The 26,145-nt window shown below is 72.3% G+C and carries 20 protein-coding genes; 11 read left to right on the top strand and 9 right to left on the bottom strand.

Annotation, left to right across the window (positions count from 1 at the left end; translation table 11 throughout):
* Nucleotides 1-9 precede the first annotated feature (9 nt).
* From B207_RS0104625 to B207_RS0104610, 4 genes are read right to left on the bottom strand one after another with little or no spacing between them, the layout of a single operon-like run.
* Nucleotides 10-1,161 (bottom strand): AAA family ATPase, encoded by a 1,152-nt coding sequence (locus B207_RS0104625; protein WP_018635353.1) that lies wholly within the window; start codon nt 1,159-1,161, stop codon nt 10-12.
* A complete protein-coding gene (locus B207_RS0104620) occupies nt 1,158-2,693 on the bottom strand; it encodes a DUF4350 domain-containing protein (protein WP_018635352.1) in 1,536 nt (511 codons plus the stop codon). The genes B207_RS0104625 and B207_RS0104620 overlap by 4 nt, the downstream gene beginning before the upstream one ends.
* Nucleotides 2,690-3,475, bottom strand: coding sequence for a DUF4129 domain-containing protein (locus B207_RS0104615; protein WP_018635351.1), 786 nt, complete (start codon nt 3,473-3,475; stop codon nt 2,690-2,692). Before B207_RS0104615 ends, B207_RS0104620 begins: the two co-directional genes overlap by 4 nt.
* On the bottom strand, nt 3,472-4,272 hold the full coding sequence (locus B207_RS0104610) for a glycerophosphoryl diester phosphodiesterase membrane domain-containing protein (protein ID WP_018635350.1): 801 nt from the start codon (nt 4,270-4,272) through the stop codon (nt 3,472-3,474). The genes B207_RS0104615 and B207_RS0104610 overlap by 4 nt, the downstream gene beginning before the upstream one ends.
* Nucleotides 4,273-4,849: 577 nt before the next feature.
* On the opposite strand from B207_RS0104610, the gene B207_RS37880 reads away from it, so the two are divergent.
* The 3 genes from B207_RS37880 to B207_RS0104595 all read left to right on the top strand — a co-directional run bounded on the left by B207_RS37880 (nt 4,850) and on the right by B207_RS0104595 (nt 8,022).
* Complete coding sequence (locus tag B207_RS37880) at nt 4,850-5,782, top strand: ComF family protein (RefSeq protein ID WP_195905241.1); 933 nt, start codon at nt 4,850-4,852, stop codon at nt 5,780-5,782.
* 597 nt (nt 5,783-6,379) lie between these two features.
* Complete coding sequence (hpf, locus tag B207_RS0104600) at nt 6,380-7,159, top strand: ribosome hibernation-promoting factor, HPF/YfiA family (protein WP_018635348.1); 780 nt, start codon at nt 6,380-6,382, stop codon at nt 7,157-7,159.
* Between the two features lie 149 nt (nt 7,160-7,308).
* Nucleotides 7,309-8,022 (top strand): response regulator, encoded by a 714-nt coding sequence (locus B207_RS0104595; protein ID WP_018635347.1) that lies wholly within the window; start codon nt 7,309-7,311, stop codon nt 8,020-8,022.
* 140 nt (nt 8,023-8,162) lie between these two features.
* Here the strand turns inward: B207_RS0104595 and B207_RS32545 are convergent, their stop codons facing one another.
* Nucleotides 8,163-8,753, bottom strand: a complete 591-nt coding sequence (locus B207_RS32545) for a GNAT family N-acetyltransferase (RefSeq protein WP_154675155.1) — start codon at nt 8,751-8,753, stop codon at nt 8,163-8,165.
* 397 nt (nt 8,754-9,150) lie between these two features.
* On the opposite strand from B207_RS32545, the gene secA reads away from it, so the two are divergent.
* Nucleotides 9,151-12,141, top strand: coding sequence for a preprotein translocase subunit SecA (gene secA, locus B207_RS0104580; RefSeq protein WP_018635344.1), 2,991 nt, complete (start codon nt 9,151-9,153; stop codon nt 12,139-12,141).
* A gap of 82 nt (nt 12,142-12,223) precedes the next feature.
* Here secA and B207_RS0104575 read toward each other — a convergent pair whose 3' ends face one another.
* Nucleotides 12,224-12,958: an Rv3235 family protein gene (locus B207_RS0104575; RefSeq protein WP_018635343.1), complete on the bottom strand. Its 735-nt coding sequence runs from the start codon at nt 12,956-12,958 to the stop codon at nt 12,224-12,226.
* 175 nt (nt 12,959-13,133) lie between these two features.
* A complete protein-coding gene (locus B207_RS0104570) occupies nt 13,134-14,450 on the bottom strand; it encodes a LysM peptidoglycan-binding domain-containing protein (protein ID WP_026310669.1) in 1,317 nt (438 codons plus the stop codon).
* A gap of 262 nt (nt 14,451-14,712) precedes the next feature.
* Here B207_RS0104570 and B207_RS0104565 point away from each other — a divergent pair, with 262 nt between their 5' ends.
* Entirely contained in the window at nt 14,713-15,282 is a 570-nt protein-coding gene (locus B207_RS0104565; RefSeq protein ID WP_018635341.1) for a hypothetical protein, read from the top strand.
* A gap of 22 nt (nt 15,283-15,304) precedes the next feature.
* Here the strand turns inward: B207_RS0104565 and B207_RS0104560 are convergent, their stop codons facing one another.
* The gene (locus tag B207_RS0104560) at nt 15,305-15,541 is read right to left on the bottom strand and encodes a helix-turn-helix domain-containing protein (protein ID WP_018635340.1); all 237 of its coding nucleotides are present in this window, start codon (nt 15,539-15,541) and stop codon (nt 15,305-15,307) included.
* A 451-nt stretch (nt 15,542-15,992) separates the two neighbouring features.
* Here B207_RS0104560 and B207_RS0104555 point away from each other — a divergent pair, with 451 nt between their 5' ends.
* From B207_RS0104555 to B207_RS32540, 6 genes are all read left to right on the top strand, one after another.
* Entirely contained in the window at nt 15,993-16,790 is a 798-nt protein-coding gene (locus B207_RS0104555; protein ID WP_018635339.1) for an SAF domain-containing protein, read from the top strand.
* Nucleotides 16,787-18,121 carry an AAA family ATPase gene (locus tag B207_RS0104550; RefSeq protein ID WP_018635338.1) on the top strand — a complete coding sequence of 445 codons (1,335 nt, stop codon included), beginning with the start codon at nt 16,787-16,789 and terminating at the stop codon, nt 18,119-18,121. The genes B207_RS0104555 and B207_RS0104550 overlap by 4 nt, the downstream gene beginning before the upstream one ends.
* A gap of 600 nt (nt 18,122-18,721) precedes the next feature.
* Nucleotides 18,722-19,219 (top strand): transcriptional regulator, encoded by a 498-nt coding sequence (locus B207_RS0104545; protein ID WP_018635337.1) that lies wholly within the window; start codon nt 18,722-18,724, stop codon nt 19,217-19,219.
* Between the two features lie 220 nt (nt 19,220-19,439).
* A complete protein-coding gene (locus tag B207_RS0104540; RefSeq protein ID WP_026310668.1) occupies nt 19,440-20,876 on the top strand; it encodes a patatin-like phospholipase family protein in 1,437 nt (478 codons plus the stop codon).
* 24 nt (nt 20,877-20,900) lie between these two features.
* Complete coding sequence (locus tag B207_RS0104535; RefSeq protein ID WP_018635335.1) at nt 20,901-21,392, top strand: DUF6912 family protein; 492 nt, start codon at nt 20,901-20,903, stop codon at nt 21,390-21,392.
* 454 nt (nt 21,393-21,846) lie between these two features.
* Nucleotides 21,847-23,601, top strand: a complete 1,755-nt coding sequence (locus B207_RS32540; protein ID WP_018635334.1) for a hypothetical protein — start codon at nt 21,847-21,849, stop codon at nt 23,599-23,601.
* Between the two features lie 199 nt (nt 23,602-23,800).
* Here B207_RS32540 and B207_RS0104525 read toward each other — a convergent pair whose 3' ends face one another.
* A complete protein-coding gene (locus B207_RS0104525; RefSeq protein WP_026310667.1) occupies nt 23,801-25,564 on the bottom strand; it encodes a PAS domain-containing protein in 1,764 nt (587 codons plus the stop codon).
* Nucleotides 25,565-26,145: the final 581 nt, after the last annotated feature.

The raw sequence follows: 26,145 nt of genomic DNA, 5'->3' as shown, positions 1-26,145 counted from the left end.
GCTGCCCCGCTACCGCGGGACGGGCACGGTGATGAGCACCTGGTCGAGCACCGACTCCGCGGTTGTCCCGTCCTGCTCGGCCTCCGGGCGCAGGCTGAGGCGGTGCCGCAGCGTCGCCCGCGCCAGCGCCTTGACATCGTCCGGAGTCACGTACGAGCGACCCGACAGCCAGGCCCAGGCCCGGGCGGTCGCCAGCAGCGCCGTCGCGCCACGCGGGGACACCCCGAGCAGGACGGACGGCAGCGCCCGGGTCGCCCGGGCGAGGTCGACGATGTAGGCGAGCACCTCGCGCTGGACCTGGACCCGGGCGGCCGCGTTCCGGGCGGCGATGATGTCCGCCGGCCCCGCCACGGGGCGCACGCCGGCGGCTGCCAGATCGCTCGGGTCGAAGCCGCCGGCATGGCGGGCCAGGATGTGGACCTCGTCCTCCCGCGGCGGCAGCGGCAGCGTGACCTTGATCAGGAAGCGGTCCAGCTGGGCCTCGGGCAGCGGGTAGGTGCCCTCGTGCTCGATCGGGTTCTGCGTCGCCAGCACGGCGAACGGCGTCGGCAGCCGCCGGGGCTGCCCGTCCACGGTGACCTGCCGCTCCTCCATCACCTCGAGCAGCGCCGCCTGGGTCTTCGGGGGTGTCCGGTTGATCTCGTCCGCGAGCAGGAGGTTCGTGAAGACCGGACCCTCGCGGAAGGCGAACTCGCTGGTCCGGTTGTCGTAGACCAGTGAGCCGGTGACGTCGCCGGGCATCAGGTCCGGAGTGAACTGCACCCGCCTGGTGTCCAGCGACAGCGCGGTCGCCAGCGTCCGGACGAGCAGCGTCTTCGCGACCCCGGGCACACCCTCGAGCAGTACGTGACCGTGGCAGATCAGGGCGATCACCAGCCCGCTCACGGCCGCGTCCTGCCCGACGACGGCCTTCGCGACCTCATGCCGCAGCTCGATCAGGGCCTGCCGCGCACCCTCGGCGTCGGGCCGGGGCGGCCCCTGCACAGCCGGCGTCTGCCCGGCCGGCGTCTGCCCGCCCGGCCCCTGCACAGCCGGCGTCTGCGCGGCGGGCGTCTGCGCAGCCGGTGGCGGGGGAGGTGCCTGCGGGGGCTGCAACGGGGCGCGCAACGTCGCCGAGCCGTCCGGCTCGGCCGGAGTCGCTCCGGGGTTCGGGGAGGTCACCTTCTGCCCACCTGTCGATCGAGTTCGTGCAGTTCACGGGCCAGCCGAACGAGGGCGGCGTCGCCACCCGCCGCGTCGCCACCCGGGGCACCGCCGCCGGGAGCCAGGCCCCCTGCCGGGTACACCGGCCCGGCCGCAGCCCAGCTGTGGCCCGGGGGCGCCATGCCCGGACCGTACAGGAGTGCCCCGACATCTCCGGCGGGCCGGCCGGTCTGCTCGGCGACGGCGGCGATCAGGACACCCGGGTTCGGTTCGTGTACGCCCGTCCGGGCGATGCCGGGTGCCCCGCCGGCGATGGGCGGGCCGTCGGCGCGGATGCCGAGCCGCTCGGCGAGGCGCGCCCGCAGGCCGGCGCGCAGTGCCTCGGCGGCCCGCTCACGGGCGTGCCCGGCGGCGTACAGGCGACCACGGCCCTCCACCGTCTCCGCCGAGCGAACGACCACCGGGAGCGGCTCGGTGACGGGTGGCCCAAGCCGGCGCCCACGCCACGCCGCCAGCGCCACCAACAGGACGAGAACCTGCAGGCAGACGACCCAGAAGCGGTCCGGCAGCAGATCGCTCAGGCTCTGCCGGCCGACCGGGTTCTCGCTCGGGACGAGCTGCTGCACCCAGTCCACCCGGAGATTTCGGGACAGCAGGCCCAGCGCCAGCGCGGCGTTGCCGGATTCGTCCAGCCTCGCATTGGTGAGGAACTGGCCGTCACCGAGCAGAACCAGCCGGCCGGCGGACTCCCCGGGGCCGGGTCGTACCTCGGCCCCCCCGGCCGGGGTGAGGACGGCGAGGCGGGCGGCCTGGGGAGAGCCGTAGCAGAGATCCAGCCGGGGGGCGGTTCCCAGCCAACCTCGTCGGCCGGGGCGGGGAGTGGCGTCGTCGGGAGGGGTGAAGCGGACAGCGTCCCCGATCGCGGCCGCCCCGGCGACGGTTGCCTCCGGCAGCGTGCATCCGGGCCGGGCATCCCCGTCCGAGAGGTCGAAGCGGTCCGGCGGGGCGGTGGCGATCGGGATTCCCATGGCGGCCAGATAGTCCACGACGGGTCGGGAGGGGGCGACCAGCAGCACGTCCGAACCGGCGCGGACGCGTTGCACCAGCGCGACGATCTCGGTGTCCGCCAGCAGATCGGGGCCGGTCACCAGGAGCGTGCGCGGCGTGCCGCCGCCGGCCGGACCGGCGCCTTCCGGCGCCGCCGGCTCAGGCTGCAGCGCGGACCTCGCCTCCGTCACGGACACGGTGATCCCGCGCCCGCGCAGGATCTGCGCGAGGGCGAGCGAGCCGGCGCCGCCCGGTGACTCGGCGTCCAGGTACCCGCCCTGGCCAGGGCCACTCACCGCGGCGACCAACACCGCGTAACAGGCCACCAGGAGGGCGAGGACGGCGACGAGGCGCGCGCCCCGGCCCACGGCCGCGGGCCGGGGGCCGCTGCGGACATGGGTCGACCCGCTCCCGCCTCCCGTGCCCTTCGCGCCGGGCTGCGCCTGGGCCGGCCCGGCCGGTGACGCCGCTGCCCGTGGCGGGCTGGCCTGCGGCGCGGTCATGCCGGGACCGCGCGGTAGCCGTCGTCCGACCGGTCCTGGCCCTGGTTCTGGGCGCGGCGAATCCTCGCGAGCTCCTCGTCGGCCCGCACGACCACCTCGTAGTCGTGCCTGGTCGCCGGCCTGCCGCCGTACCAGATCTCGCTGAAGACCTCGACCGCGGCCGACAGCGCCCCGGCCGGGTCACCGAAGGTTCCGCCGGCCGTGACCCGCGGTGCCACCCCGCCGGCCGCGCCGCCGGCCGTCGCGGCCCGCAGGTCGCTGACCAGCTCCCCGGCTGTTCGCCCCGGCCGCGGGTCGATCAGGGTTCGCTCCTCGAGCATCCGAGCGACCGCTCGCAGCCGGGTCCGTACGGCGTCGGCGAGGTCTCCCCGCTCGGCCTGTGCGTTGCCCAGCGCACGAAGCTGGTCCGCGGTGAGCGGGCTGGACAGATCACCGCCCTCCGGCCGCCCGGACGAGGATCGCCGGACCGGCCCGAGCCACAGCCGGACCACAACCAGCAGCGTCACGAGCACGAGGACGAGGGCCAGGACGCCGAGCCCCCGGAAGCCGGCCACGCCGACATCGGGGTCGGGGGTGATCCAGTCCCACAGGTCGCTCAGGCGCTCGTTGAACCAGTTGAGCGCCCGGGTGAACCAGCCGGGGCCGGCGTCCCGGTAGACCTGCCGGGAGAGCTCGCGGCGCGCCTCCTCGCGGGCACCGTCCCGGGTGACGGGCGCGCCCAGCTGATCGCTGACAGCCGTCAGCACCGTCGTCGCAGGACCGCCCGGGCGGGCCGCGGTCACGACGCCGTTGCGCGTTGCCGGGCGGTCTCGGCGAGAGTCACGTCCAGGCCTTCCCGGCGGATTCGCTGGTCGATGTACAGCAGGACGATGGCGCCGGACAGCACCGGTGTCGCGACGGTCGTCGCGATCAGGTTGCCGATCCCGGTGACGATGTAGCCGGCAACGGTCAGATCCCCCTCGAAGGCATCACCGAAGGTGGCCTCGGATGTCGCCAGGACGATCAGGGTGACCATCGTGAAGACGAACACCAGCACGCCCCCCACCAGCGAGGAGAGCAGCACGACGCCGAACGTGCGCCACCACGACCCGCGGACCAGCACCCGCGAGCGGCGCAGCGCCGCGCGGATCGTCTGGCCTTCCAGGACGTAGGCCGGGGAGGCGAGACAGAGATAGATCGCCACCGCCACCGCGCCGACGATCAACGCGAGGAGGCCGAGAACGCTGAGCAGCGTGACCACCAGGGTCAGCACCAGCAATCCGCCGAGCCGCGGTGTGACCCGGCGGACCGCCGCGCCGGCGGAGATCCGCGAGCCGAGTGCCGCCTCGCTGACCACCACCGCGAGGACGCCGGACAGGAAGATCCCGAGCATGGCGTTCAGGCCGAACACCAGCAGGTCGAGCGCGGCCACGGTGGCGTTGGACGAGTCCTCGCCGACGATCGCGGTGACGGTGCTGATGGTCTCGACCACCGCCGACACACCGACGGTCAGCCCCAGCGTCGCCCCGGGGTTCGTCCGGATCGTGGTGAAGATCCCGTCCAGGATCTCGCCGACCGACAGCGGGCGGAGCGGGATCACGCCGGGCTTCGGCGCGGCCGGCGGACCGCCCCATGGGCCGGAGCCCCAGGGCGGCGGGCCTTGATGCGGCCCGCCCCAGCTGGCGGGGCTCTGGCCGGGTGCGGGCCAGGCTCCGGGCGGCGGCGGCGGTGCACCCGCGCCGGGCGGCGGGCCACCGGGACCGGTGGGCGGCGCACCGGACTCCGGCGGCGGTGCACCCGCGCCGGGCGGCGGCCAGCTGCCGGGTGACGGTGGCCCACCGGTGGCCCCGGGCGGTGGGGAGTTCCACGCCCCGTGTGGCGGGTGCGTCTCCTCCGACGGCGGTCCCCCGGGGGAACCGGGGGTTCCGGGCCCCTGCGGGCCAGGCGTGCCGGGAGGGGTCTGACCAGCCCCGTCCGCCATCGTGGTCTCCCTGCGCTCGTGCTGTCCGTGCCGACCAACGTCCGCGGCATGCACATCGTCGCAGACCCGCTACTTCCTCCACGTGGTCGGGCGCCGCGGGCCGCGGGCCGTGCACAGAGTGTCCAGTCCACTCGCGGATGTCCACAGCCGGCTCCGCGGCCCCGCCCTTCCCGCCGACGCCGTACATGCTCGACGAGTGACCACATCGCCCGTCGTGCGCGAAGCGCCGGCACTCCTTCTGCTCCTGCGTGATGCGCTGGCGACTCTCGTGGATCTCGTGCTGCCCCGGCCGTGCGCCGGCTGTGGGCTGCCGGGGTACGCGGCCTGCCCTCGGTGCGCCGCGGCACTGACGGGCCCCCTGGTTCTCGCCGCCCCGGGTCCCACGGCCAGCCCGGGGCGGCGAGGTCGCGACGTACGCGGCCTCCCACCCACACCCACACCGTCCGGCTTCCCGGGTGCGCGTCCTTCGCTAGCCGCAGCCCCACCTGCGCGTGCTCCGGCCTGGGCGTGGCCACCGCCTGGGCCTGGGCCGGGCTCGCCGCCACTCGTCGCTGCCGCTGCCTTTGAGGGCGCCCCCCGAGCACTGCTGCTCGCCTACAAGGAGCGGGGGCGGCTCGACCTGTCCCCGCTGCTGGGGCGGGCACTCGCCCGGGCGGCCGCGGCGGTGGCCCGGCAGCACCTCCGGGGCACGCAGGCCACCTCGGTGGTGCTCGTGCCTGTGCCGACGACCGCCGCCGCCCGGCGGCGCCGCGGTACCGACCACGTCGCCCGGCTTGCCGTGGCCGCCGCCCGGGTCCTGACCCGATCGGGCACACCAGCCCGGGTCAGCGGCGTCCTGCGGGTGTTGCGCCCCGGCGTCGACCAGGCCGGCCTCGGGGCCACCGCTCGCCAGCGCAACCGGTCCGGTGCCTTCGCTCTACGGCCGGGCGTGCGGCCCGCGGGCCCCGGCGAGATCACGATCGTTGTGGACGACATCGTGACGACCGGGGCCACGTGCGGCGAGGCGATGCGCGCGCTGCGGGCCGGTGGCTGGGCCCCTCCCGCCGGCACCGCGGCCGTCGCCGCGACACCGCTGCGGCACGGCACGCTCCCGGCGCGACGCGCCAACACCTCGGATTGCCCGCCGTAATCCCGCCGAAGGAGCAGACTGGACCCACGAGCTCCACCCCCCGGGAGCCGACGGCGCAAGCCGGTGACGAAGGTGGCGCCGCAGGCGCGGCGCGGTCTTCCAGGGCGAGGGCGATGTGGCGCACCTGCCGCTCCTCGGCGGGTGTGGCGTTCAGCCCCCCTCTGCACCGGAGCCGTGAGGCCGCCCGCCGGGTGCGAGCGAGGCGGGGCCCGCTGATCGCGCCCAGCGACCGCAAGGCGGGTTTGCGAGCCCCGTTATGCCGGGTCGGAATCAACCGAAATCGGCAGGTCGGTTCCGGCATGATCTGGCCGGCGAGGGGAAGGAGCCGAGCGTGGTGGGTCGGTGGAAAACTCGCCGATCCCATGGTCACGGACACAAGCGCAGGTGCCCGCATGAAGGGAGACGGCCTGCGGCGCCAGCGTCACAAGCCGGCACCAACAACTGACACCAGGAACGTTGACAATCTTCGGCGGTCTCTTCCAGGTCGGGTCGGCACACGACGACCCGTTCCGGAACTTCGCCGGAGAACCGACTTGCTGGTCGCGCTGATTCGGTGCGGATCGGCCGGCCGGGCCAGGTGAACGGGAGGTGGATCGCGTGGACATCGTGGTCAAGGGCAGGCACACAGCGGTATCAGAAGGTTTCCGCAGGCATGTCCAGACCAAGCTCGCCAAACTCGAGCGACTCGATTCCAGGGTGATGCGGGTCGACGTGGAGCTCTCCAAGGAGAGCAATCCCCGGCTGTCCGACATGTGCGACCGGGTCGAGCTGACCGTCTACTCGCGGGGACCTGTCATCCGCGCCGAGGCCGCCGCCGGCGACTCCTACGCGGCGCTCGACCGCGCCACCGCCAAGCTCGCCGAGCGCCTTCGCCGAGCCGCCGATCGCCGGGTCCGCCACCATGCCAACCACGCGGGCGCGAACCATCCCGGGCCGGGCCGCGCCGGGTCCCTGACAGCAGACCTGTCCCTCGTCCCCGATGTCCTCGTCCCCGACGCCGGTGTCCTGAACTCGGGTGCCGGCCAGCCGGCCGCGGCCGAACCCGAGGCGGCCCCGGTGGCACAGGAGCGGGCGTCGAGCGACGGTAGGCCGGGCACCGAGCGCGTCGAGGAAGTGGAGTACTCACCGATGGTGGTACGCGAGAAGACCCACGTCGCCGCGCCCATGACCCTCGACGACGCCCTGTCGAACATGGAACTCGTCGGCCACGATTTCTACCTCTTCCTGGACGCACGCAGCGGTCTGCCCAGCGTCGTGTACCGCAGGTGCGGCTACGACTACGGCGTCATCCGGCTCACCGGCGCGGCCAGCCGGAACGGCGAGGACGGCATGGGCGGCGCGCGGGAACCGGCGTCGGCGGTCATTTCCGCCGTGTGACGGTCGATCCCCCTTGCCGACGTGGGACCATTTGCCTTGGGTGTCGGACTCCCGGCATCGGTGCACACGGCACGTTCCACGGGGTGTGCCACCAGCAGCGTGATGTCTGGTGGCACACCCCGCGGGAGCGGTTCCAGGGGAGGTCGGAGATGACGGTGGACGAGCAGCGTTCCGAGGAGGCGCTGCGGACGCCATCGGAGGCGAATCCCATCCGGGTGCTGATCGTTGACGACCACGCGTTGTTCCGCCGCGGCCTGGAGATGGTCCTCGCGCAGGAGGTCGACATCGAGGTCGTCGGCGAGGCCGCGGACGGATCGGAAGCTGTCACGATGGCCGCCGAGATGGCACCGGACATCGTCCTGATGGACGTCCGGATGCCTCGGCGCGGCGGGATCGACGCCACCAGCGCAATCAAGGAGAAGGTGCCCAGCGCCAAGATCGTCATGTTGACGATAAGCGACGAGGAGGCAGACCTCTTCGATGCCATCAAGGCCGGTGCCATGGGCTATCTGCTCAAGGAGATCTCGATCGACGAGGTCGCCGCGGACATCCGTGCGGTCTACAACGGCCAGAGCCTCATCAGTCCGTCGATGGCGTCCAAGCTGCTCAGCGAGTTCGCCGCAATGATCAAAACCAAGGACGACCGTCCCCAGCTTCCGACCCCGCGGCTGACCGACCGGGAGATGGAGGTCCTCCGGCTGGTCGCCAAGGGGCTGAACAACCGGGATATCGCCAAGCAGCTCTACATCAGCGAGAACACCGTCAAGAACCACATCCGGAACATTCTCGAGAAGCTCCAGCTGCACTCCCGCATGGAGGCGGTGGTGTACGCGGTGCGGGAGAAGCTGCTGGAGATCACCTGATCAGGTTCGGGTCCGGTTCGTCCGCGATGGCCCGTGCACCGGCGCCGACGGCATCGTCGTCGGGCATGGCGCCAGCGCGCGCTGACGGCGGCGCCGCCACGGGCATGCGTGACCGGCGAGCGCACCGGCATGGTCGGTTCTCAGACCGGCGGGTCCGTGGCGAGCCGTGAGCCGATCCAGCAGTCATGTCGGGCTCCGTCCCCGAGGACGACGGCGCCCCGCAACGTGCCGTCAAGAGTGAAGCCGAGCTTCTCCGCGACCCGGCGGGAGGTGTGGTTGCCGACCGCCGCCCGCCACTCGACCCGCTCCAGCCCGAGGGCGCCGAAGCCCCAGCGCAGCAGTGCGGCGGCGGCGGCTGTCGTCACCCCCCGTCCGCGTGCCCCGGCGGCGCACCAGTAGGCGAGCTCCGCGTCGCCCTCATCTGTCATCTCCTGCAGAGCCACGGAGGCGAGGAGCTCCTCGGTCGTGGCGTCGACCACGGCCAGCGGCGCGCCGGTGGCCGTGGCCCAGGCGTCCGGCGCCTGGCGGCAGACGAAGTCCTCGGCGTGGCCCTGGGTGTAAGGCACGGGCACCCGTGTCCAGCGGGGGATCTCCGGGTCCTGGCAGGCGCGGAAGAGCGCCTCGACGTCGGACAGCTTCCAGGGCCGCAGATGCAACATGCCCGCGGTGATCTCGACCGGCTCGAGTGGCAGCCGGCGTGCGGCGAGGTCCGCCGCCGGACCGGCCGACATCCAGCCGGCGGGCACTGCCGGGCCGGCGGCGGGGCCGGAGCCCGCCGGGCCCTGGGGGGCGGAACCGGCCGCGGTTTCCGGACCGGGTGCGGAGCTGTGGCCGGGTGCGGCTTTCAGGCCCGGGGCAGATCCGATGTCGGAACGCATACCGCCCACGATGCCAGCGCCGGCGGGTGACGGGTGGGGATCACACGCGTGGCACGCCGGGCACCGGAGGGGTCCCACACTCGTTGGACAGTCACGGGGATCGGGAGGATCCGCATCCTCCGGGTGCGGCCAGCCGCTCCCGGACCCGCCGTGTCGCCGGTGGTTCGAGCTCGGGCCGTGGGCGACGATCGAAGGGCTAGCATCGTGGTGTCGGTGAGTTCGCCGACATGCCTGCCGGAGGAGTTCCGCCGTGGTTCTAGACAAGATCTTGCGTGCCGGTGAGGGCCGGATTCTGCGCAAGCTCAAGGCGATCGCCGAGCAGGTGAACCTCATCGAGGACGACTTCACCGGGTTGACCGACGCCGAGCTGCGCGGGATGACCGACGAGTTTCGCCAGCGCCTCGCGAACGAGGACGAGTCCCTCGACGACCTGCTGCCCGAAGCGTTCGCGGTGGTCCGCGAGGCCGCTCGGCGCACGCTCGGCCAGCGCCATTTCGACGTCCAGATCATGGGCGGTGCGGCGCTGCACCTGGGCAACATCGCCGAGATGAAGACCGGTGAGGGCAAGACCCTGGTCTCCACGCTGCCCGCCTACCTCAACGCGCTGTCGGGCGACGGCGTCCACATCATCACGGTGAACGACTACCTGGCTCAGCGCGATGCCGAGAACATGGGCCGTGTCCACCGCTTCCTCGGGCTGACGGTGGGTGTCATCCACCCGCAGATGCCGCCGGCCGTACGCCGCCAGCAGTACCAGTGCGACATCACCTACGGCACGAACAACGAGTTCGGCTTCGACTACCTGCGCGACAACATGTCGTGGAGCGCCGAGGAGCTGGTCCAGCGCGGGCACCACTTCGCCGTGGTCGACGAGGTCGACTCGATCCTCATCGACGAGGCCCGCACACCGCTGATCATCAGTGGCCCGGCGGACAACCCGACCCGTTGGTACACGGAGTTCGCCCGCATCGCCCCCCTCCTGGAGAAGGAGGTCGACTACGAGGTCGAGGAGGGCAAGCGGACAGTCGCGATCACCGAGTCCGGCGTGGAGAAGGTCGAGGACCAGCTCGGTATCGAGAACCTCTACGAGTCGGTGAACACCCCGCTCGTCGGCTACCTCAACAACTCGCTGAAGGCCAAGGAGCTCTACAAGCGGGACAAGGACTACATCGTCACCGACGGTGAGGTTCTCATCGTCGACGAGTTCACCGGCCGGGTGCTGCACGGCCGGCGCTACAGCGAGGGCATGCACCAGGCGATCGAGGCCAAGGAAAAGGTCGAGATCAAGCAGGAGAACCAGACCCTGGCGACGATCACCCTCCAGAACTACTTCCGCCTCTACGACAAGCTCTCCGGCATGACCGGTACGGCGATGACCGAGGCCGCCGAGTTCAGCCAGATCTACAAGCTCGGCGTCGTCCCGATCCCGACCAACAAGGCGATGGCCCGTGCCGACCAGCCGGACGTCGTCTACAAGACGGAGATCGCCAAGTTCGACGCGGTCGTGGAGGACATCGCAGAGCGCCATGAGAAGGGCCAGCCGGTCCTCGTCGGTACGACCAGCGTCGAGAAGTCGGAGTACCTGTCCAAGCAGCTCACCAAGCGCGGTGTGCGGCACGAGGTCCTCAACGCCAAGCACCACGAGCGGGAAGCGCTGATCATCGCGGAGGCGGGCCGGCGGGGCGCGGTCACCGTCGCCACGAACATGGCCGGCCGAGGCACCGACATCATGCTGGGCGGCAACCCCGAGTTCACCGCCGACGCAGAGCTGCGGCAGCGGGGCCTGTCGCCGGTGGACACCCCGGAGGACTACGAGGCCGCGTGGTCCGCGGCGCTGGAGAAGGCGCGGGCCTCGGTCGCGGCCGAGCACGAGGAGGTCGTCGCGGCCGGCGGTCTGTACGTGCTCGGCACCGAGCGGCACGAGTCCCGCCGGATCGACAACCAGCTCCGCGGCCGGGCCGGCCGACAGGGCGACGCCGGCGAGTCCCGCTTCTACCTCTCCCTCGGGGACGACCTCATGCGGCTGTTCAACGCCGCGGCCGTCGAGGGCATCATGGACCGTCTCAACATCCCGGACGACGTGCCCATCGAGTCGAAGATCGTGACGCGCGCGATCCGTTCGGCGCAGACGCAGGTCGAGGGTCAGAACTTCGAGATCCGCAAGAACGTCCTCAAGTACGACGAGGTCATGAACAAGCAGCGCACCGTGATCTACGAGGAGCGCCGCAAGGTTCTGGAAGGCGCTGACCTCCACGAGCAGGTGCGCCACTTCGTCGACGACACGATCGAGGGCTATGTCCGGGGTGCCACCATCGAGGGCTATCCCGAGGAGTGGGATCTCGACACGCTCTGGACCGGCCTCGGCCAGCTCTACCCGATCGGCGTCGACGCACCCGCCACCGACGATCGTGAAGGACTGACCTCGGACCTGCTGCTGGAGGACCTCCAGGCGGACGCGCAGGAGGCCTACGACCGCCGCGAGCTTGACCTCGGCGACAAGCCGGACGGCGAGGCGGTCATGCGTGAGCTGGAGCGCCGGGTCGTCCTCGCGGTGCTCGACCGCAAGTGGCGCGAGCACCTCTACGAGATGGACTACCTGCAGGAGGGCATCGGCCTGCGGGCCATGGGCCAGCGGGACCCGGTGGTCGAGTACCAGCGCGAGGGCTTCGACATGTTCCAGACGATGATGGAGGGGATCAAGGAGGAATCCGTCCGTCTCCTCTTCAACGTCGAGGTCCAGGTGGCCGGCCGGGACACGGACACCGGCGCCGCGGGCACGGCGGCTGCGGTCGCGGCACCGGCCGCGCCCGAGGCCCCGGTGGTGCCGGCAGTCCCGGCGGTCAGTCAGCCGGCGGCCCCGGAGCTGCCGGCGGCGCCCCCGGGCAGCGCCAGAACTGCACCGCCGGCGGCACCGGCCGGAGCACCGGCCACCCAGGCGCCGCCGCCGGTCCTCGTCAAGGGTCTCGAGCCGCGCCGTCCCACCGGGGGGCTTCAGTACACGGCTCCCTCTGTCGACGGGGCGGCCGGGCCTGTCACCACCACGGTTGACAACGGAACTGTGCGGCCGGGCGGAGCGGGCGGCGGGCGTGGCCCGGCGAGCGCCGGAGTCGGTGCCCGTGGCGGCGAGGCCGGCGCCGGGCGGACGGCGCGGAACGCTCCCTGCCCCTGCGGATCGGGCCGGAAGTTCAAGCGTTGCCACGGCGACCCTGCGCGTCGCAACGACGGCGGCATCGGAGCCTGACCCGGAGCGGGCCCCGTCCCGGCCAGCCTGGCGGGGCCCGAGCCTGGCGGGGCCCGAGCAGGCGCGCGGCCGTGGGAACCGGTCAGCCGAGTTGCAGGGTGGTTACCTGCCAGCGGTCGGCAGCGAGTTCCATCCGCAACGCCATCGCCCGCATCCGGGGCCCGCGGCTGACAACCGCGCTGACCTCCGCGATTCCCGGCAGCGGCTCGCTGACCCGGACGCTGCGCACCTGGCCGGGCTGGCGGTTCGTCAGCACCGACGCGGTCCGCTGAAGATCATGCTGTAGCGCTGCCGTGGTCCAGGGTGCGAGGTGCGCCATCGGTCGGGCACCGGAGAGCACCTCGACGATCAGCCGCACGACGACCGCGGCCGTCCGCCGCGGATCCGGCGGTTTCCACGGCTGCGCCGGCGGGCCGGCTTCGGCCGCACCCCCGGCCTTCTGGCGGCCTGCCTGCGCCGCGGATGATCCGAGGCGGTCCGGCCCGGACCGCGGGCGGCGTGATGTGCCCGCTTCGCGGTGTCGGGGCAGCCGGATCGATGGCTGCTCGGGTGGTCGGGCCAGTACTGCCCCCCGCTCGGCGAGCCGGCGGGCGCCGCTGGTCACCTCACGAGGCGCAGTCGGTGTCGTGGTGCGTCCCGGACGGCCGGGCAGGGAACGCCCGGGCGGGCGAGGACGGACGGCAGGGTCGGCCCTGCCGTCCGGGGCGAGCTCATCGTCGTAGGGCGGATCGGTCGGCCGCACGGGCAGCAGCCCGGGAGCGGCGGTCACGTGCGGGGATCGGCGACGGGGCAGGGTCAGGGCGGTCGTCGCGGTCACGGCGGGCCTTTCGCGGGTGGTCGGCGCGGTCGGCGCGGTCGGAGGTGCTGTGTTCCGAGTGCGTTCGGGATGTGGGCCCGGTCGAGGGCGAGGCCTGGTGGGCAGGCAGACCCGGTGGCGGAGGCAGACCCGGTGGCGGAGGCGACGCGGCGCCTGGTTCCGATCACCGGCCAGCTCAGCGGGCCGGCGGCGGGACGAGGCGCTGACCGGGCAGGATGACATCCGGATCAGGTCCGATCACGTCCGAGTTCGCGGACCACCACCGTGGCCACTCGGCGGCGATCTGGTCGGATGTCGCGCCCGGTCCCAGATGGCGGGCCACGATGGACCAGAGGCTGTCTCCACGTAGTACGACCACCTCCTCGGACGGCCCTCCCGGGCTGGACCGCGGGGCCGGAGCCGGGGCGGGCGTGCCGGGCACCGTCCCCGGAGTGCCCGTCCCCAGTGGGGCCGCCGGCACCATCGGATCGCCGGCGCCTGCCTGGCCGGTGGCGCCTGCGCGGTCCGGGCCGTCGGCGCGCCCACCCGCTTCGGCCTGACCGCCCGTACCGGCCTGACCGCCCGTACCGGCCTGACCGCCCGTACCGGCCTGACCGCCCGTACCGGCCTGGCCCGCGGCACCAGGCTCGTTGCCGGTGCCGGCACCTGGGGATGGCGACGGGGTCTGGTCGGGGTGGCCGAGGAACGGCCAGCCCTGTTCCGACGCGCGTACGGGCGCGGGTCGGCCGCCGGGGTCAGGGGCGGCCGTGGCGGAGGGCGGCTGCGTCGCGCCCGAGAGAGCGTCGGCCGCGCTGACCGGGGTCAGGGGCACGATCAGGACATCGTCCGGGAGGACGTCGCCGAGCACGGCGCTCAGTTCCTCCGCACTGGTTGGTGCCGGCCGGCCCGTGCCGCCGCCCGCGGGCGGCGAGGCCGTGCTCGGCGGCGAGGCGGTCGGCGTGCCCGGGCGTCCGCTGGTGTCGCCGTGGCCGAGGAAGGGCCAGCCCTGCTCGGACGCCCGCGGCGAGCTCGCGCCGGTGGCTGGCGGATCGGCCCAGGATGCGCCGGGCGCGGCGGACATCGGGGCCGTGCCGGCGGTGGTCGACTGGGTCGTGCCCGAGGCCGCGGCTGCCGGGCTCGCGGTGAGGAGCGGGCTGACACTGGCTGCGACGAGTGTGACGCCGAGACCGACCTCGACGATGCGCCGGACGGCCCTGGGAAGCACGCGGCTGGCCAGGGCCGCGAAGAGCCGACCGGCCGCGCCCGGCAGCGCGGCGAGCGACCCGAGGATCACTCCGGCGCACAGCCACAGCAGGCAGACCCAGGCGATCAGCCCGAGGCAGTTGGCGAGGGCCAGCTCGGGGGCGTCACGGAACCACGGCCCGATCTCCCCGAGCTCCGAGGGGAGGTCGGCCAGTCTCGGCCCGAACAGGACCAGTACGGCGGCGATGCCGAGTGCGGCGACACCGCCGCCCACCCGCGCGGCGGTGTCCCGTGTTGCCCCTGAGATCATGCTCCGTACCCGTCCGTCCGCTCTGGGTTCGGTGGGTGCCTGTCTCGGACGACCTTCGCTGCTTTGGTCGTGAGTAGGCCGAGGTGTCGTCGTTGGCTGGTTCGGCGACCGTGTTAGCTCGGGGTCAGGGAGCTCATGCACGGACGATGCCGTTTGGTTACGTTTGCTTGTGTAACCCGCCAGAAGATGGATGTCAATCCGCTCTGCTTCGCTTGTCCAGCCTGGTGGTGGCTGACCTGGAAAAACGGAGGAACGCGCCGAAATGCGGTGGGAGGATCTCTTCTCGGATCTTGAGCTGCAGTGGGAGGCGGCCGAGGCGGCCGAGCTTGAGGCGGAGATCGCCGACCGCAGCCGGCGGGAGGCCGCCTACCTCCGGATGCTCGACCGGATGCGGCCCGCGGTGGGCGCGGAGGTCCGCTGCCTGTTGCGTGGGGGCCCGGGCCCGGGCCCGCTCGCCATCACCGGCCGGCTCTCGGCACTCGGAGTGGACTGGCTGCTGGTCAGTGAGGCCGGCTCGAACGAGGTGCTGGTACCTCGCGCCTCGTTGCTCGCGGTTCGCGGGTTGACGACCATCTCGGCGCAGCCCGGCCACGAGGGGCGTCTGGCCGCTCGCCTCGATCTGCGGCATGTAGTGCGTGGGCTGGTCCGTGACCGGAGCGTCTGTGCGGTCGCGTTGCTCGATGGCGCGGTGCTCACCGGGACGCTGCTGCGCGTCGGCGCGGATTTCCTTGAGCTCGCCGAACACCCGCTGGGGGAGTTCGCGCGCCGCAATGACGTTCGCTCCGGCTGGACGGTGCCCTTCGACGGGCTCGCCTACATCCGGAGAAGCTGAGACCGGGCGAGGCAGACCCGGGTCAGTCGTCGGGCATGGCCTCGTTGCGGCTCATCGGGTTCGCCGCGACGAAGGCCCGGGTCTGCTCGTAGGCGCGCTGGATGTAGGCCTCGAGCTCGGTCCGCTCGACCCGCCACTGCCCGCGCCCGCCGATCTTGATCGCCGGGAGCTCACCAGAGCGGACGAGCGCGTAGGTCTGGCTGGCCGAGATGTTGAGGATCTCCGCGACATCGCTGAGCTGAAGGAAGCGGTCGTTCATCAACGCCCCCTCTCCGGTGACGGTCGGCGCGTCTTCCCTGTGTATCAGAGTTTCCGCGTGACATCGCGTTCGAATGCCTCGGCTTGTGGATAACTGCACGCGATACCGCTTGATGAGCTGTCTCCTGGCAGCTGCCGTCGACCCGAAGAAGCAACGACGGGCGAGTCCGAGCCGGCGGCGCCGGGCTTCCCGCCGCCCGCCGCGCGGGTCGTCGTCCCAGGTCAGGGGCTCCGTCGGCCACCGGTTGTCCAGCAGGCTTATGCCCCGCGACGACTACGACGCATCGTGAGAGCACCGTCAGGCGTCTTATGTACGGGAAGCAGGCCGGGCGGCCATAGTGACCGGTTGGGCCGTTATGGCCGACAGGACCGGTTGGCGGTTGTCGACCACGTACGCTCTGCGACCGTAAGGTTCGAGGAGTGCCGAGGCGTCGGCGAGTGAGGAGGGCCTGGTGACCGAGCTGACCATCGCACCGGCGCGGCCGGAGCCGACTCCACCGGTGCCGCCGTCGCCGCCGGCGCGCCGGCTCGGCCGCCGCCGGTGGCGCGACTCCCGGCTGCTCGTCGGCGTTCTGCTGGTGCTCGTGTCCGTTGTCGCCGGCGCCCGCCTGTTCACGGCGGCGGACCAGACCCGCCAGTGGGTGGTCGCCGCGGCCGACCTCCCGGCCGGGCACCTGATCGTCGAGAAGGACCTGCGCACGGTCAGCGCCCACCTCGACGGCGCCACCTCCGACCGTTACTACCCCGGCGACCGCCGGGGCGACCTGGTCGGTGCCACCCTGGCCCGCCCGGTCAACGCGGGCGAGCTGGTCAGCGGTGCCGACTTCGCCGGCTCGGGAGCACCGGCGACAAGGCTGGTGCCGGTGATCGTCAAGTCCGGCCGGGTGCCCGCGCTCGTTCCGGGTGATCATGTCGACGTCTTCGTCTACCAGCCGGATGGCGTGCCACCCGCCGACGGCGGCGGCACGGGCACGGAGGGCGCCGCGGGCACCGACGGTCCCGCGGCGGGGGAGCCGGTCACGGGTGGCGCCGGCGTGGAGATCCAGGTGCTGCATGACGTCGAGTTCGTCGCCGAGGACAGGCTGAGCGGTGGTGACCGGTCGCTGTCGCTGCGGGTGCCGGTGGACGATGCCATCCGCGCTGTCGCCGCGTCCCAGAGCGAGCGGGTCGACGTAGTGAAGCTGGAGCGGGACGCCCGCGGCGAGGTCGGGTCGTCCGGCCCGTCCGCGGCGCCGGGGTACGGTCGGTGAGCCTGCCGATCCTGACCGCGGTCACGGACTCGGTCATCGAGGCCGGGCTGGTCTCGGCCTTCGACCGGCGTGATCTCGGTGTCACCGTCGTCCGCCGCTGTGTGGACCTGCCGGACCTGCTGGCCGCCGCGACGACCGGGGCGGCGCGGGCAGCGCTGCTCTCCGCGGACCTACGGCGGCTGGACCGGGACGCGCTGATCCGGCTGGCGGCTTCCGGTGTGGCCGTCGTCGGCCTGATCGCGCCTGGTGACGAGGACGCCGACCGCCGGCTGCGTCAGCTCGGGGTGGCCGCGGTGATCCCCGCGGACGCCACCGCCGAAGTCGTCGCCGCAGCCGTCGTCGAGGCGACTCGTGCGCTGGCGGACATGGCCGCCCCGCCCGCGCTTCCCCCGGCCTTCAGCGAGCCGCTCACCGGGTTCCGGGGCGCTGCTGCCCTCGCTCCGGTGGGGGGCACGGCGAGCGGTGCGGACGAGCCCGCCGAACTCGTGGAGGGGCGGCTCATCGCAGTGTGGGGGCCGGTCGGCTCGCCCGGGCGCACCACGATCGCCCTCGGCCTCGCAGCCGAACTCGCCGGACTCGGCCAGTCGACCCTTCTCATCGACGCGGACTCCTACGGCGGCTCCATCGGCCAGCATGTCGGGCTGCTGGAGGAGGCACCGGGCCTCGCCGCCGCGGCCCGCTCGGCCAATCAGGGCCTGCTGGACGTTCCCCGGCTCGCCCTGCTGTGCCGCGATCTCGGTGGTGGGCTGCGGGTACTGCCCGGAATCTCCCGGCCCTCGCGCTGGCCGGAGCTGCGTCCCGCATCGGTGGAGACAGTCCTCGCGCTGTCGCGCCGGCTGGCGTCCTTCGTGGTCGTCGACTGCGGCTTCTGCCTGGAGACGGACGAGGAGCTGTCGTTCGACACGGCCGCGCCGCGGCGCAACGGCGCGACGCTGGCCGTCCTGGGGGCTGCCGACTCCGTGCTCGCAGTGGCGTCCGCGGAGCCGGTCGGCCTGGTGCGGTTCGTCCGGGGTCTGGCGGAGCTGCGTGAGGCGGTGCCCCTCGCCGACCCGTTGATCGTGGTCAACCGGCTGCGCGGCTCGGTGGTCGGAGGGGATCCGCGGCGGGAGGTGTCGCGGGCGATGGCCCGCCACACCGGTCGTGAACCGGTCGCGCTGGTCCCGCACGACCTCACCGGCCTGGACGCCGCCGCTGCCTCAGGTCAGCTGCTACGTGACATCGCCCCGACCTCACCGGCCCGGCTGGCGATACGTGATCTTGCTGACCGTTTTGTCGGGGTCTCCGGCGGGGCGCGGCGCCGGCGCTCGTCCCTGCGTCGCGCCTCCCGCTGACGTCTGACGTCTGACGGGTCCGCCGCGAGACCGTGAACGGCGCGCCGGAAGTCGCCGCGGGTCCGTCGTGACGTTGCGACGGTCCTGTGACGGACGTGCCGAGAGGGCCCGGTGGCACGCCTGCCCGCGGCCGTGTCGGTCCGCTTGAGGACGACTCGCTCCGGGCTGCGCATACCTGACAATACTAATTAAGCGGCGTGACATTCGGCTCAGTACGGTCTATTTCGCACGGCCGGCTGACGGGCGGTCTTCCGCATTGTCTGTCCGGTGGGGGCGGTGGCTGGCGGCGGCCCTGGTTACAGGGAGCGATTCGAGGGCATCGAATCGTCAAGCGGTTACCCGCGAGCAGTGGCGACATCCTGGCTTTGGGTGATAAGGGGGTTCAAGATCGCGTCCCGTGGTGAGGAGCGTGCTGCGGTTCGTGCAAATCGTGGTCGGTTAAGTGGTCGACTCGCCGCCATCCGCATCATTCGTCTGTCGGGTACTGAATCGTTGCTTTCGGGGACGTTACGTTAGTGTGTGCGTGGTCCGTCATCACGCAGGTCAGCGGGGTGACAGAACACGTTGATCGCTCGTTCGAGACGGCTGGGGGTGTGTCGGGTGAGCCGGGAGTACGCGAAGGCCGTGGGTGCCCGCCTGCGGGCAATCCGGATCCAGCAGGGGTTGTCGCTGCAGGGCGTTGAACAGAAGTCGCGTGGTCGGTGGAAGACCGCCGCGGTCGGTTCCTATGAACGTGGCGACCGAATGATCAGCGTCCATCAGTTGTCCGAGCTCGCCGGATTCTACGGCGTTCCCGTCTCGGCGCTGCTGCCAAACGAGGATCAGCTGCCACCGCGGGAACGCAGACCACGAACGGTTCTTAACCTCGAGAAGCTTGCCGAGGCTCCGCCGGACTCGTCCGCCCTGGTGCGGAGATGGGTCGCGCAGATTCAGCGGCAGCGGGACGACTACGCGGGGCACGTGCTGTCGATCCGTGATGGCGACGTCCGCGCGCTGGCGTTGCTGCACGACACGACGCCGCAGGAGTTCGCCGAGCGACTCCGTACCTGGGGAGTGCTGGAGACCAGCTTCCCCGAGGAGCACGAGCCGCCGGAGTAGACGAAGCCGCACCGTGGCCGCCGCGGAAACTGGCGCCGGATGCGCCGCCATCCGGAAGCGCCGCGGCGGAACGGGGCGGCCGACCCGGCACAACCGCCGGGTCGGCCGGGTTGTGACAGAAGAGGCGCGGACGGCCCGTTGAGGGAGCGGCGACATCGGTGTCAGCGCACACCCGGACCCGTGTGTGTGGCCGAAACACACCGCGCCGGGAGGTGACGCAATGCCGAGGAAGCGGGCTTCGCGTAGGGGACTCGTGCTCGGTGCGGGCGGTGTGCTCGGCTCCGCCTGGATGATCGGAGCGCTGCGGGCGATCGAGGCGGAACAGGGCGTGGACGTCCGTGACCACGATGTGGTGGTGGGGACGTCCGCCGGTTCCGTGATCGCGGCGCTGCTCGGTCTCGGGATCGGCGCGGACGTGATGGTGAACTCCGAACGGGGGGTCTTCGAACCGGGTTATCCCGTGTTGGACTACCGGGACCTGGGGGCCTCACTGCCGCCGAGGCCGCGGATGCGGATGGGATCACCGCGCCTGCTCACCGCGAGCGCTCTGCATCCGCGCCAGACGACACCGATGGTCGCGCTCGCCGCGCTGCTGCCGCAGGGCCGTGGGCAGATCGCCGCCATCGGCGACCTGGTGACCGCCGCTACCGAGCGGCTCGAACATCCGCTGAACCCGCTGGCGGCCAAGCATTCGACGGCAGTCCCGCCCGGCGCCCGGCGCGGACGCCAGCAGGAACCACTCGGGTCGAACGGCTGGCCCCTCCACCCGCGGCTGCACATCGTCGCCATGGACTTCGACACCGGCGGCCGGGTGCTGTTCGGGTCCGAGGGCGCCCCGCCGTCGCCCCTGTCCCACGCGGTGATGGCCTCGTGCGCGATTCCCGGCTGGTACGCACCGATCAGGATCAGCGGCCGGCGGTTCGTCGATGGTGGGACGCGATCGCCCGCGTCGCTGGACCTCCTCGCCGGCTCGAATCTGGACGAGGTGACGGTCCTGGCGCCGGCCTGCTCCTTCGAGAGCGACCGTCCACGCGGCGCCGTCGCCCTCGTCGAGCGGCAGATGCGCCGGGCCGCGACCCGGCGGCTGGCCCGCGAGATCGAGCTCGTCCAGGCTGCCGGAATCAAGGTCACGGTCCTGTGCCCAGGGCCGGAGGACCTCCAGGTCATCGGCGGCAACATGATGGACCTGACCAGGCGGGCCGAGGTGTTCGAGACGTCGCTGCGGACCTCGACGGCCGCGCTGCGGGCGCTGCCGGCTCCGACCGCGAGCCCGGTCGCGCGCCCCGCGCGGAGCACCACCGGCCCGCGGAGCACCACCGGTTCACGGAACACCACCGGTTCACGGAACACCACAGGAACACGGGGGACGACCGCGCCCACCCGGACAGCCACTGCGACGAGTCGGGCGGTGACCGCGCCCACCCAGGCGGGCACTGGGTCGGCCACTGCGTCGACGAGGGCCGGCACCGGCCCGACCAGGCGGGCCGCGGCTCCGACGCAGGACGCTGTGCAGGACGACACGGCGCCCACGCGCGGCGGCACGACCGGCCCGCGGGCGGGAGGGGGAACAACCCCGCGCACAACCCGGGGAACGTCCCGTGGAGCGGCCGGTGACGGATCCCGAGAGGAGAACGCGGACCTGGGGCTGGTCGGCTGAGCGCGGGTTGCGACACTGTGCCGCATGCGTGTCTACCTTCCCTCGACGCTGACCGCGGCCCGGGCCGTCCTGCGGGACCGGGCCGTGCCGGCCGGCACGGCTTTCGCGGTCACCCCGGCGTTGCGGGAGTGGTACAGCCAGTCGGACACCGAGGAGATGGAGTTCGTGGCGCTGCAGGGCGCGGCCCGGGCCTGCCTGCGGCTGCTCGATGCCGACCCGCAGGCCCCGCCCCGGCGGTTCGTCTTCGCCGCGGACGTGGACGAGCGGATTGTTCGCGTTCGCGATGACCTGGAGCGGGGCGCGGTCGAGATCCTCGAGCCCGTCCCGCTGGGCCTGGTGCGCGCGGTCCACACGGACGACCCGGCTGACACCGAGGCACAGGACGCGGTGCGCGCCGCGGTCGAGGCCGTGCTGGAGTCCGATCTCGGCAGTGAGGACGCCGCCTTCGTCGTGGACGGCGCGGAGGGCTTCGAACTCCTCTGGTTCGCCACCCAGGAGCTTCCCGACCTTCTCTGATTCCAGAGCGCGGTCGGCGTGGCCTGCGTTGATCCGCGGCGGCTCACCAGGCCTCGGGCCGGGCGAACCCGCCTGCCCGAGGTGTGACGACAACCAGCCGGAACAACAACGAGCTGTCGTCGATTGTCGACTGGTTGTCTTTCGGGGGCTTCGGGGTTGGCGGGCGTAGTCCTGCTGCGTCCGTTGTGCGAGATCCGGCCTCGGGCGCCGTGGCGGTCATGTCGTCCCCGCGTTGCTTTTGGTGCCCCGCGGCGGGTGTCGGCCAACGCACCGAATAGTGTTGTTGCTGAACTGGTTGCTCCCCCCATGGTTGTTCTTGTGTGGGCATGCGTACAGCTCCGGCCGTGGTCGGTCTGCGGCGTGTTCCACGGTTTCGCGGGGTCGGCGTCGGTGTTCCATCGTGTGTCCCTTGGCCTCGGTCTATCTGTGGCGTGATGTAGGAGGCTGGTGAACGGTGCTCTATCTCGCCGGGCAGATTCTGGTCTTCGTCCTGGTGGCGATGTTGATCGGCGCGGGCCTGGCATGGCTGTTCCTCGCCGCGCCCCTGCGGCGGCAGGCACGTGCTGCCGAGCTCGACGCGGCGGAGACCCCCAACCGTGGTGATGCCGGCGAGGAGACCAGTGCCGGCCAGGGGTGGAGTGTGTCCTCCAGTGGGTCCGTCGTTGCGTTCGAGGCGGACGGCCGCGGAGCTGCGACCCGGGACGACGTCGCCCGGTCCGCCGGTACGAGAACGCCCAGGCCGGTCGTGTCCGTGGGAGTCGACGCGCGCGGCGCGGCAGATGTGCTGGCTGGTGACGACGCATGGCGTCCGGCGGCGTCGAGGGTCTCGCCGGCGGATCTCGCCGAGCTGCTGACCCGTCTGCGGGATCAGGAACAGCGATGGGCCGCGGAGAAGGCCGAGCTGGCTGGGCGACTCGCCGCGGCGGAGCGGCAGGCCGCCGAGTCGGTGCACCGGGTGGTGAGCGCAGAGCAGCAGGTAGTGGTCGCCCAGGCGCGTATCGACGAGATCGAATCGGCCCTGCATGCGGCGCCGGCCGAGATCCCCGCGGCAGGCGTCCCGACCGTCGTCGAGCAGACGGCGGGCCCGGCTGGCGTGCCCGCGGCTGTCTCTGCCGTGCCGCCGCTTGTCACCGGCCCGGTCGAGGACGTGGAGACCGTCGTGGATCTGGCCCGAGAGACGGCGCGGCTGCGCGTGCATCTGGAGGAGGCGGAGACCCGCGCCGCCAAGTTCTCCTCGCGGCTTGCCATGGTCCGCACCGAGGCGGAGGGCGCCCAGCGGCAGGTCGCGACCATGAGCACCCGGCTGGACCGCCATCAGGCCGAATGGGCAGCCGAAAGGATCAGGCTGCTGGCCCGCATCGCCGAGGCCGAGGAGGCCCGCGCGAAGCTACCCGCGAACGATCCCGATGTCGGTGGCCAGCAGGCGGAGCTGCCCCTGAGCGACGATATCGACGACGTCGTCGAGGAGGAGGCTGTTCTGTTCCCACCGGCCGACGAGATCGTCCGACCGACAGATGAGCACCCGCCGGCAGACGAACGTGTCCTGCCGCCAGACGAGCGTACTTCGGGTGCAGGTGACCTCACTGCTTCCGGCGCCGGCGAGGCGCTTGGATCCGGCGAGGCGGTTGAGTCGGGCGAGGCGGTTGAGTCGGGCGAGGCGGTTGAGTCGGGCGAGGCGTGGGAGCCCGGCGAGGAGACTGATGCGGTGAGGCGACCGGAGTGCGATGGGGTCACGGTGCCCTCCCAGGCCGCGCGTGCCAGCGGCGGAGCCTTTGATGCCGGTCCGTTGCTGTACGCCGTTCACCGCGATGATGATCTTGAATTGGTCGGTGCCGCGCTGGTCGGCGCGGCGGTGTCGGCGGCCATGGCCGAACAGCACCACGTGAGCACCGCACCCGCCGCTGTGGTCGGCGCGGGTGGTGGCAGTCTCGGGCATGCCGCTCGGGGTACGCCGATGTCGTGGGGCGGCCCGGCTGAGCCCCTGCCCTCCTCCGACAACCTGAGGGAGATTGTCGGCGTCGGGCCCGTGGTCGAGGCGCGGCTACGCGTGCTGGGGATCACCAGTTTCCGTCAGCTGGCCGCCATGGGCGACACGGATGTCGACCGGCTCGCGAAGAAGCTCGACGGCTTCGGCGGCCGGATCATCTCCGATGACTGGGTGGGGCAGGCCCGTGACCTGCAGGCCCGCCACCACAGCGGCCTCGCCTGATCCACGGGCCTGATCCCCCACTGCCCGGGCCCGGATGTTCCACGGGAGGCGTGAACCCGGCCGGCCGGCCGACCGACCGGCGAGGCCTGACGGTTCCAGGCCTCGCCGGCCTCGTCGCACCCGCCCGCCCGGCGCCGGCAGGACGCCGCGCGCCGGGCGGGCGGGTGCGACGAGGCGGGGGTCCGGTGCCGGTCAGGGCCTAGAGGCCCGAGATGAGGCCCTCGATCTCAGCCTCGACAATGCGCCGGTCGGTCACGTCGACGTACAGCCACACGTGGCCGTGGTAGCCCTCCGGGCCCGCGAGCGGAATGTGGCTGCGCTCGAACACCCGGCCGTCGGCGAACATCACCGTCTCACGCCGCAGCGTCCGGCGGCGGCGCAGGAGGATGTCGAGTCGGTGAGCGAAGCCGGCTGGATCCTCCACCAGCCCGGGCATCGGCCGAATGTGCGCCCGGCAGTCCGTGCCGATGAGGTCGACCGGTGTCTCGGACAGGTCGAACAGGTCGCAGTACGCCTGGTTCACAGCGACGACGCGGGCGTCCACGTCCGCGACGAGCACGGCCGAGGGCAGTTCGGCGAGCAGCGTGGTCAACCAGCGCTCCCTCTCGTGGCACGCATCGGCGAGCCGCCGGATCTCGGTGAACGCGCATCCGCATCCACTGCCGTCGGCACCGTGCCCGTGCCCGTGCCGCGCGTCCGTCGACCCGCGACCAGGCTGGGACGCGAACGGATCTGTCGACCGTGAGCCCGACGCCGAGTTCCGCCCGGTCGACGAGTTCGACGAGTTCGGCGGGATGAAGGGATGCAGGCCGCTGACAGTGCTGTGCGCTGAGACGGCTGCACGCCACTCCGCCCCAGGTGGAAGTACGCCACCGCGGGGAGAGACCGCGCCGGGCCGGGGGCCCGGAGGAAGGCGGCTGTCCTCGCCGGCGTCCAGGTGTCGGCCGGCGTCCCGGCCGTCCGCCGCGCCGGGCCCGTGTGGCGTTCGTCCGGGAAGCCACGCTCGAGCCTGGCCCCGGGGTGGCCCGGCGAACGGAGCCTCCCGGAACGGCATGTCCCGGAACGGCATGTCGGTGAAGGGCATGTCGGTGAACGGGTGTCCCGAGGCATCCGGCCGGTGCTGATCACCAGGATCCACGGTCGGTGGGTCCACCTCGGCGGACGAGGGCCGGCGCGGGGACGGTACCGTCCAGCTCTGGCCGGGATGATCTACATCATTACTCGGGGGGAACCACAGGTCATCGGTGACCATGTCGAACCGGTCGAGTTCCTCGCGCAGCAGCTCGATGGTGTTCGGGCAGGTGGTGTCGCGCCCGTCGCCGACGGGAGCGGTGCCGCTCTCGGCTTCCGGGCCGGCCATGCCGCCGGCGGTGTCGTCCACCTCGCCGGTGGCGTTGGCAGCGAGGGAACCTGCAGCAGCATCCGAACCGGTCGCGTCCGAACCAGCGATGTGAGCGCCGGTCACGTCGGTACCCGCGGCGTCGAGCCCGGCGTCCTGGTGGGGGACGCGGGCCGCCCCGGACGCGCTGGTGCCGTCGTGCGCTCCCATGCTCGGCCGGCCGGCAGGGCCGGGGTCGGAGAGGGCGCTGAGCGTGCCGGCGAACCGCCGGTGTCCGTTCTCGCCGACGACCGCCGCCGCCCGAAGAATTGCTGGCCGGGCGCTGCCGTCGGGCTGGAGCAGGCGAATCTGGATCGTCAGCTCGTCACCCTCGGTCACGAGCTGGCGCCACCGCCTGCTGACGGCACGGACGTCCTCGGGGTGCACCGCCCGTTCCCAGCCGCGCCCCACGGCCTTGTCGCGGGGCACTCCGGTCAGCACGGTCCAGTGCCGGTTCACAAAGACATGCCGGCCTGAGACGTCTGCGGTGAATATCCCGACCGGGCAGTTCTCGACAACTCGTCGGAAAACATCCCATGCGGTCGCGAACACGTCGGACGGCTCGGGGCCATGGTGAGCCTTCATCGTTGTCCCCGGGTGAGAGTCGGTCGGCGTGCGCAGAACGCGGCCGCTTTCCACTGCGGTGGTGGAACAGCCGTGCCCGGTGGGCATTCGGCGGGGCGGGACAATGACTGACCGGGCACGTGAATGACCCCCGAGGCAGGCGTCGGCGGCGGTCGGCGACGTGGGAGGCGGTGTGGGGGAAGACCACCGGTCGGCGCGGACCGCGCGTTGTCGGTTTCTCTGTCATGGCGCGACGTTCGGGTTTCTGACCGCCGGCAGATTACCGCTCTCGCGGCCCGATCCCGCTGCACCCGGCCGGCGTTTCGATGGGGATCTCACGGCCTGTCGTCAGGCGCTGGGAAGGCGCTGCCGGAACAGATGGATGGCTCCGCGTAATCAGGGCAAAGGATGGCACTTTTCCCGTCGACACCCTCGAAGATCTGTCACGCAGAGTGACATCACTCCTGGGATCTGGTCGGGCTGCCGGCGGTGCGTGGCTGCCCGTGGTCCGACCCGGCGCCGAGGGGTCGCCGAGGTTGTGCGAACGTTGTTGCTTGCGTACCCCCTCGAAAGGGTTGATGGCGAGTGATCCGCTTTCTACG

Origin of the sequence: Parafrankia elaeagni, from assembly GCF_000374165.1 — a bacterium.
Classification (GTDB): Bacteria; Actinomycetota; Actinomycetes; order Frankiales; family Frankiaceae; genus Parafrankia; species Parafrankia elaeagni.
The sequence above is the reverse complement of the archived record's forward strand: the minus strand, read 5'-3'. Positions and strand labels throughout refer to the sequence as shown.

Excerpts from the sequence above, each read along its gene's own strand:
- B207_RS0104620 (WP_018635352.1), bottom strand. The coding sequence starts at position 2,693 with ATGACCGCGCCGCAGGCCAGCCCGCCACGGGCAGCGGCGTCACCGGCC.
- B207_RS0104595 (WP_018635347.1), top strand. The coding sequence starts at position 7,309 with ATGACGGTGGACGAGCAGCGTTCCGAGGAGGCGCTGCGGACGCCATCG.
- B207_RS32545 (WP_154675155.1), bottom strand. The coding sequence starts at position 8,753 with ATGTCGGCCGGTCCGGCGGCGGACCTCGCCGCACGCCGGCTGCCACTC.
- B207_RS0104570 (WP_026310669.1), bottom strand. The coding sequence starts at position 14,450 with ATGATCTCAGGGGCAACACGGGACACCGCCGCGCGGGTGGGCGGCGGT.
- B207_RS0104565 (WP_018635341.1), top strand. The coding sequence starts at position 14,713 with ATGCGGTGGGAGGATCTCTTCTCGGATCTTGAGCTGCAGTGGGAGGCG.
- B207_RS0104560 (WP_018635340.1), bottom strand. The coding sequence starts at position 15,541 with ATGAACGACCGCTTCCTTCAGCTCAGCGATGTCGCGGAGATCCTCAAC.
- B207_RS0104540 (WP_026310668.1), top strand. The coding sequence starts at position 19,440 with ATGCCGAGGAAGCGGGCTTCGCGTAGGGGACTCGTGCTCGGTGCGGGC.
- B207_RS0104535 (WP_018635335.1), top strand. The coding sequence starts at position 20,901 with ATGCGTGTCTACCTTCCCTCGACGCTGACCGCGGCCCGGGCCGTCCTG.
- B207_RS0104525 (WP_026310667.1), bottom strand. The coding sequence starts at position 25,564 with ATGAAGGCTCACCATGGCCCCGAGCCGTCCGACGTGTTCGCGACCGCA.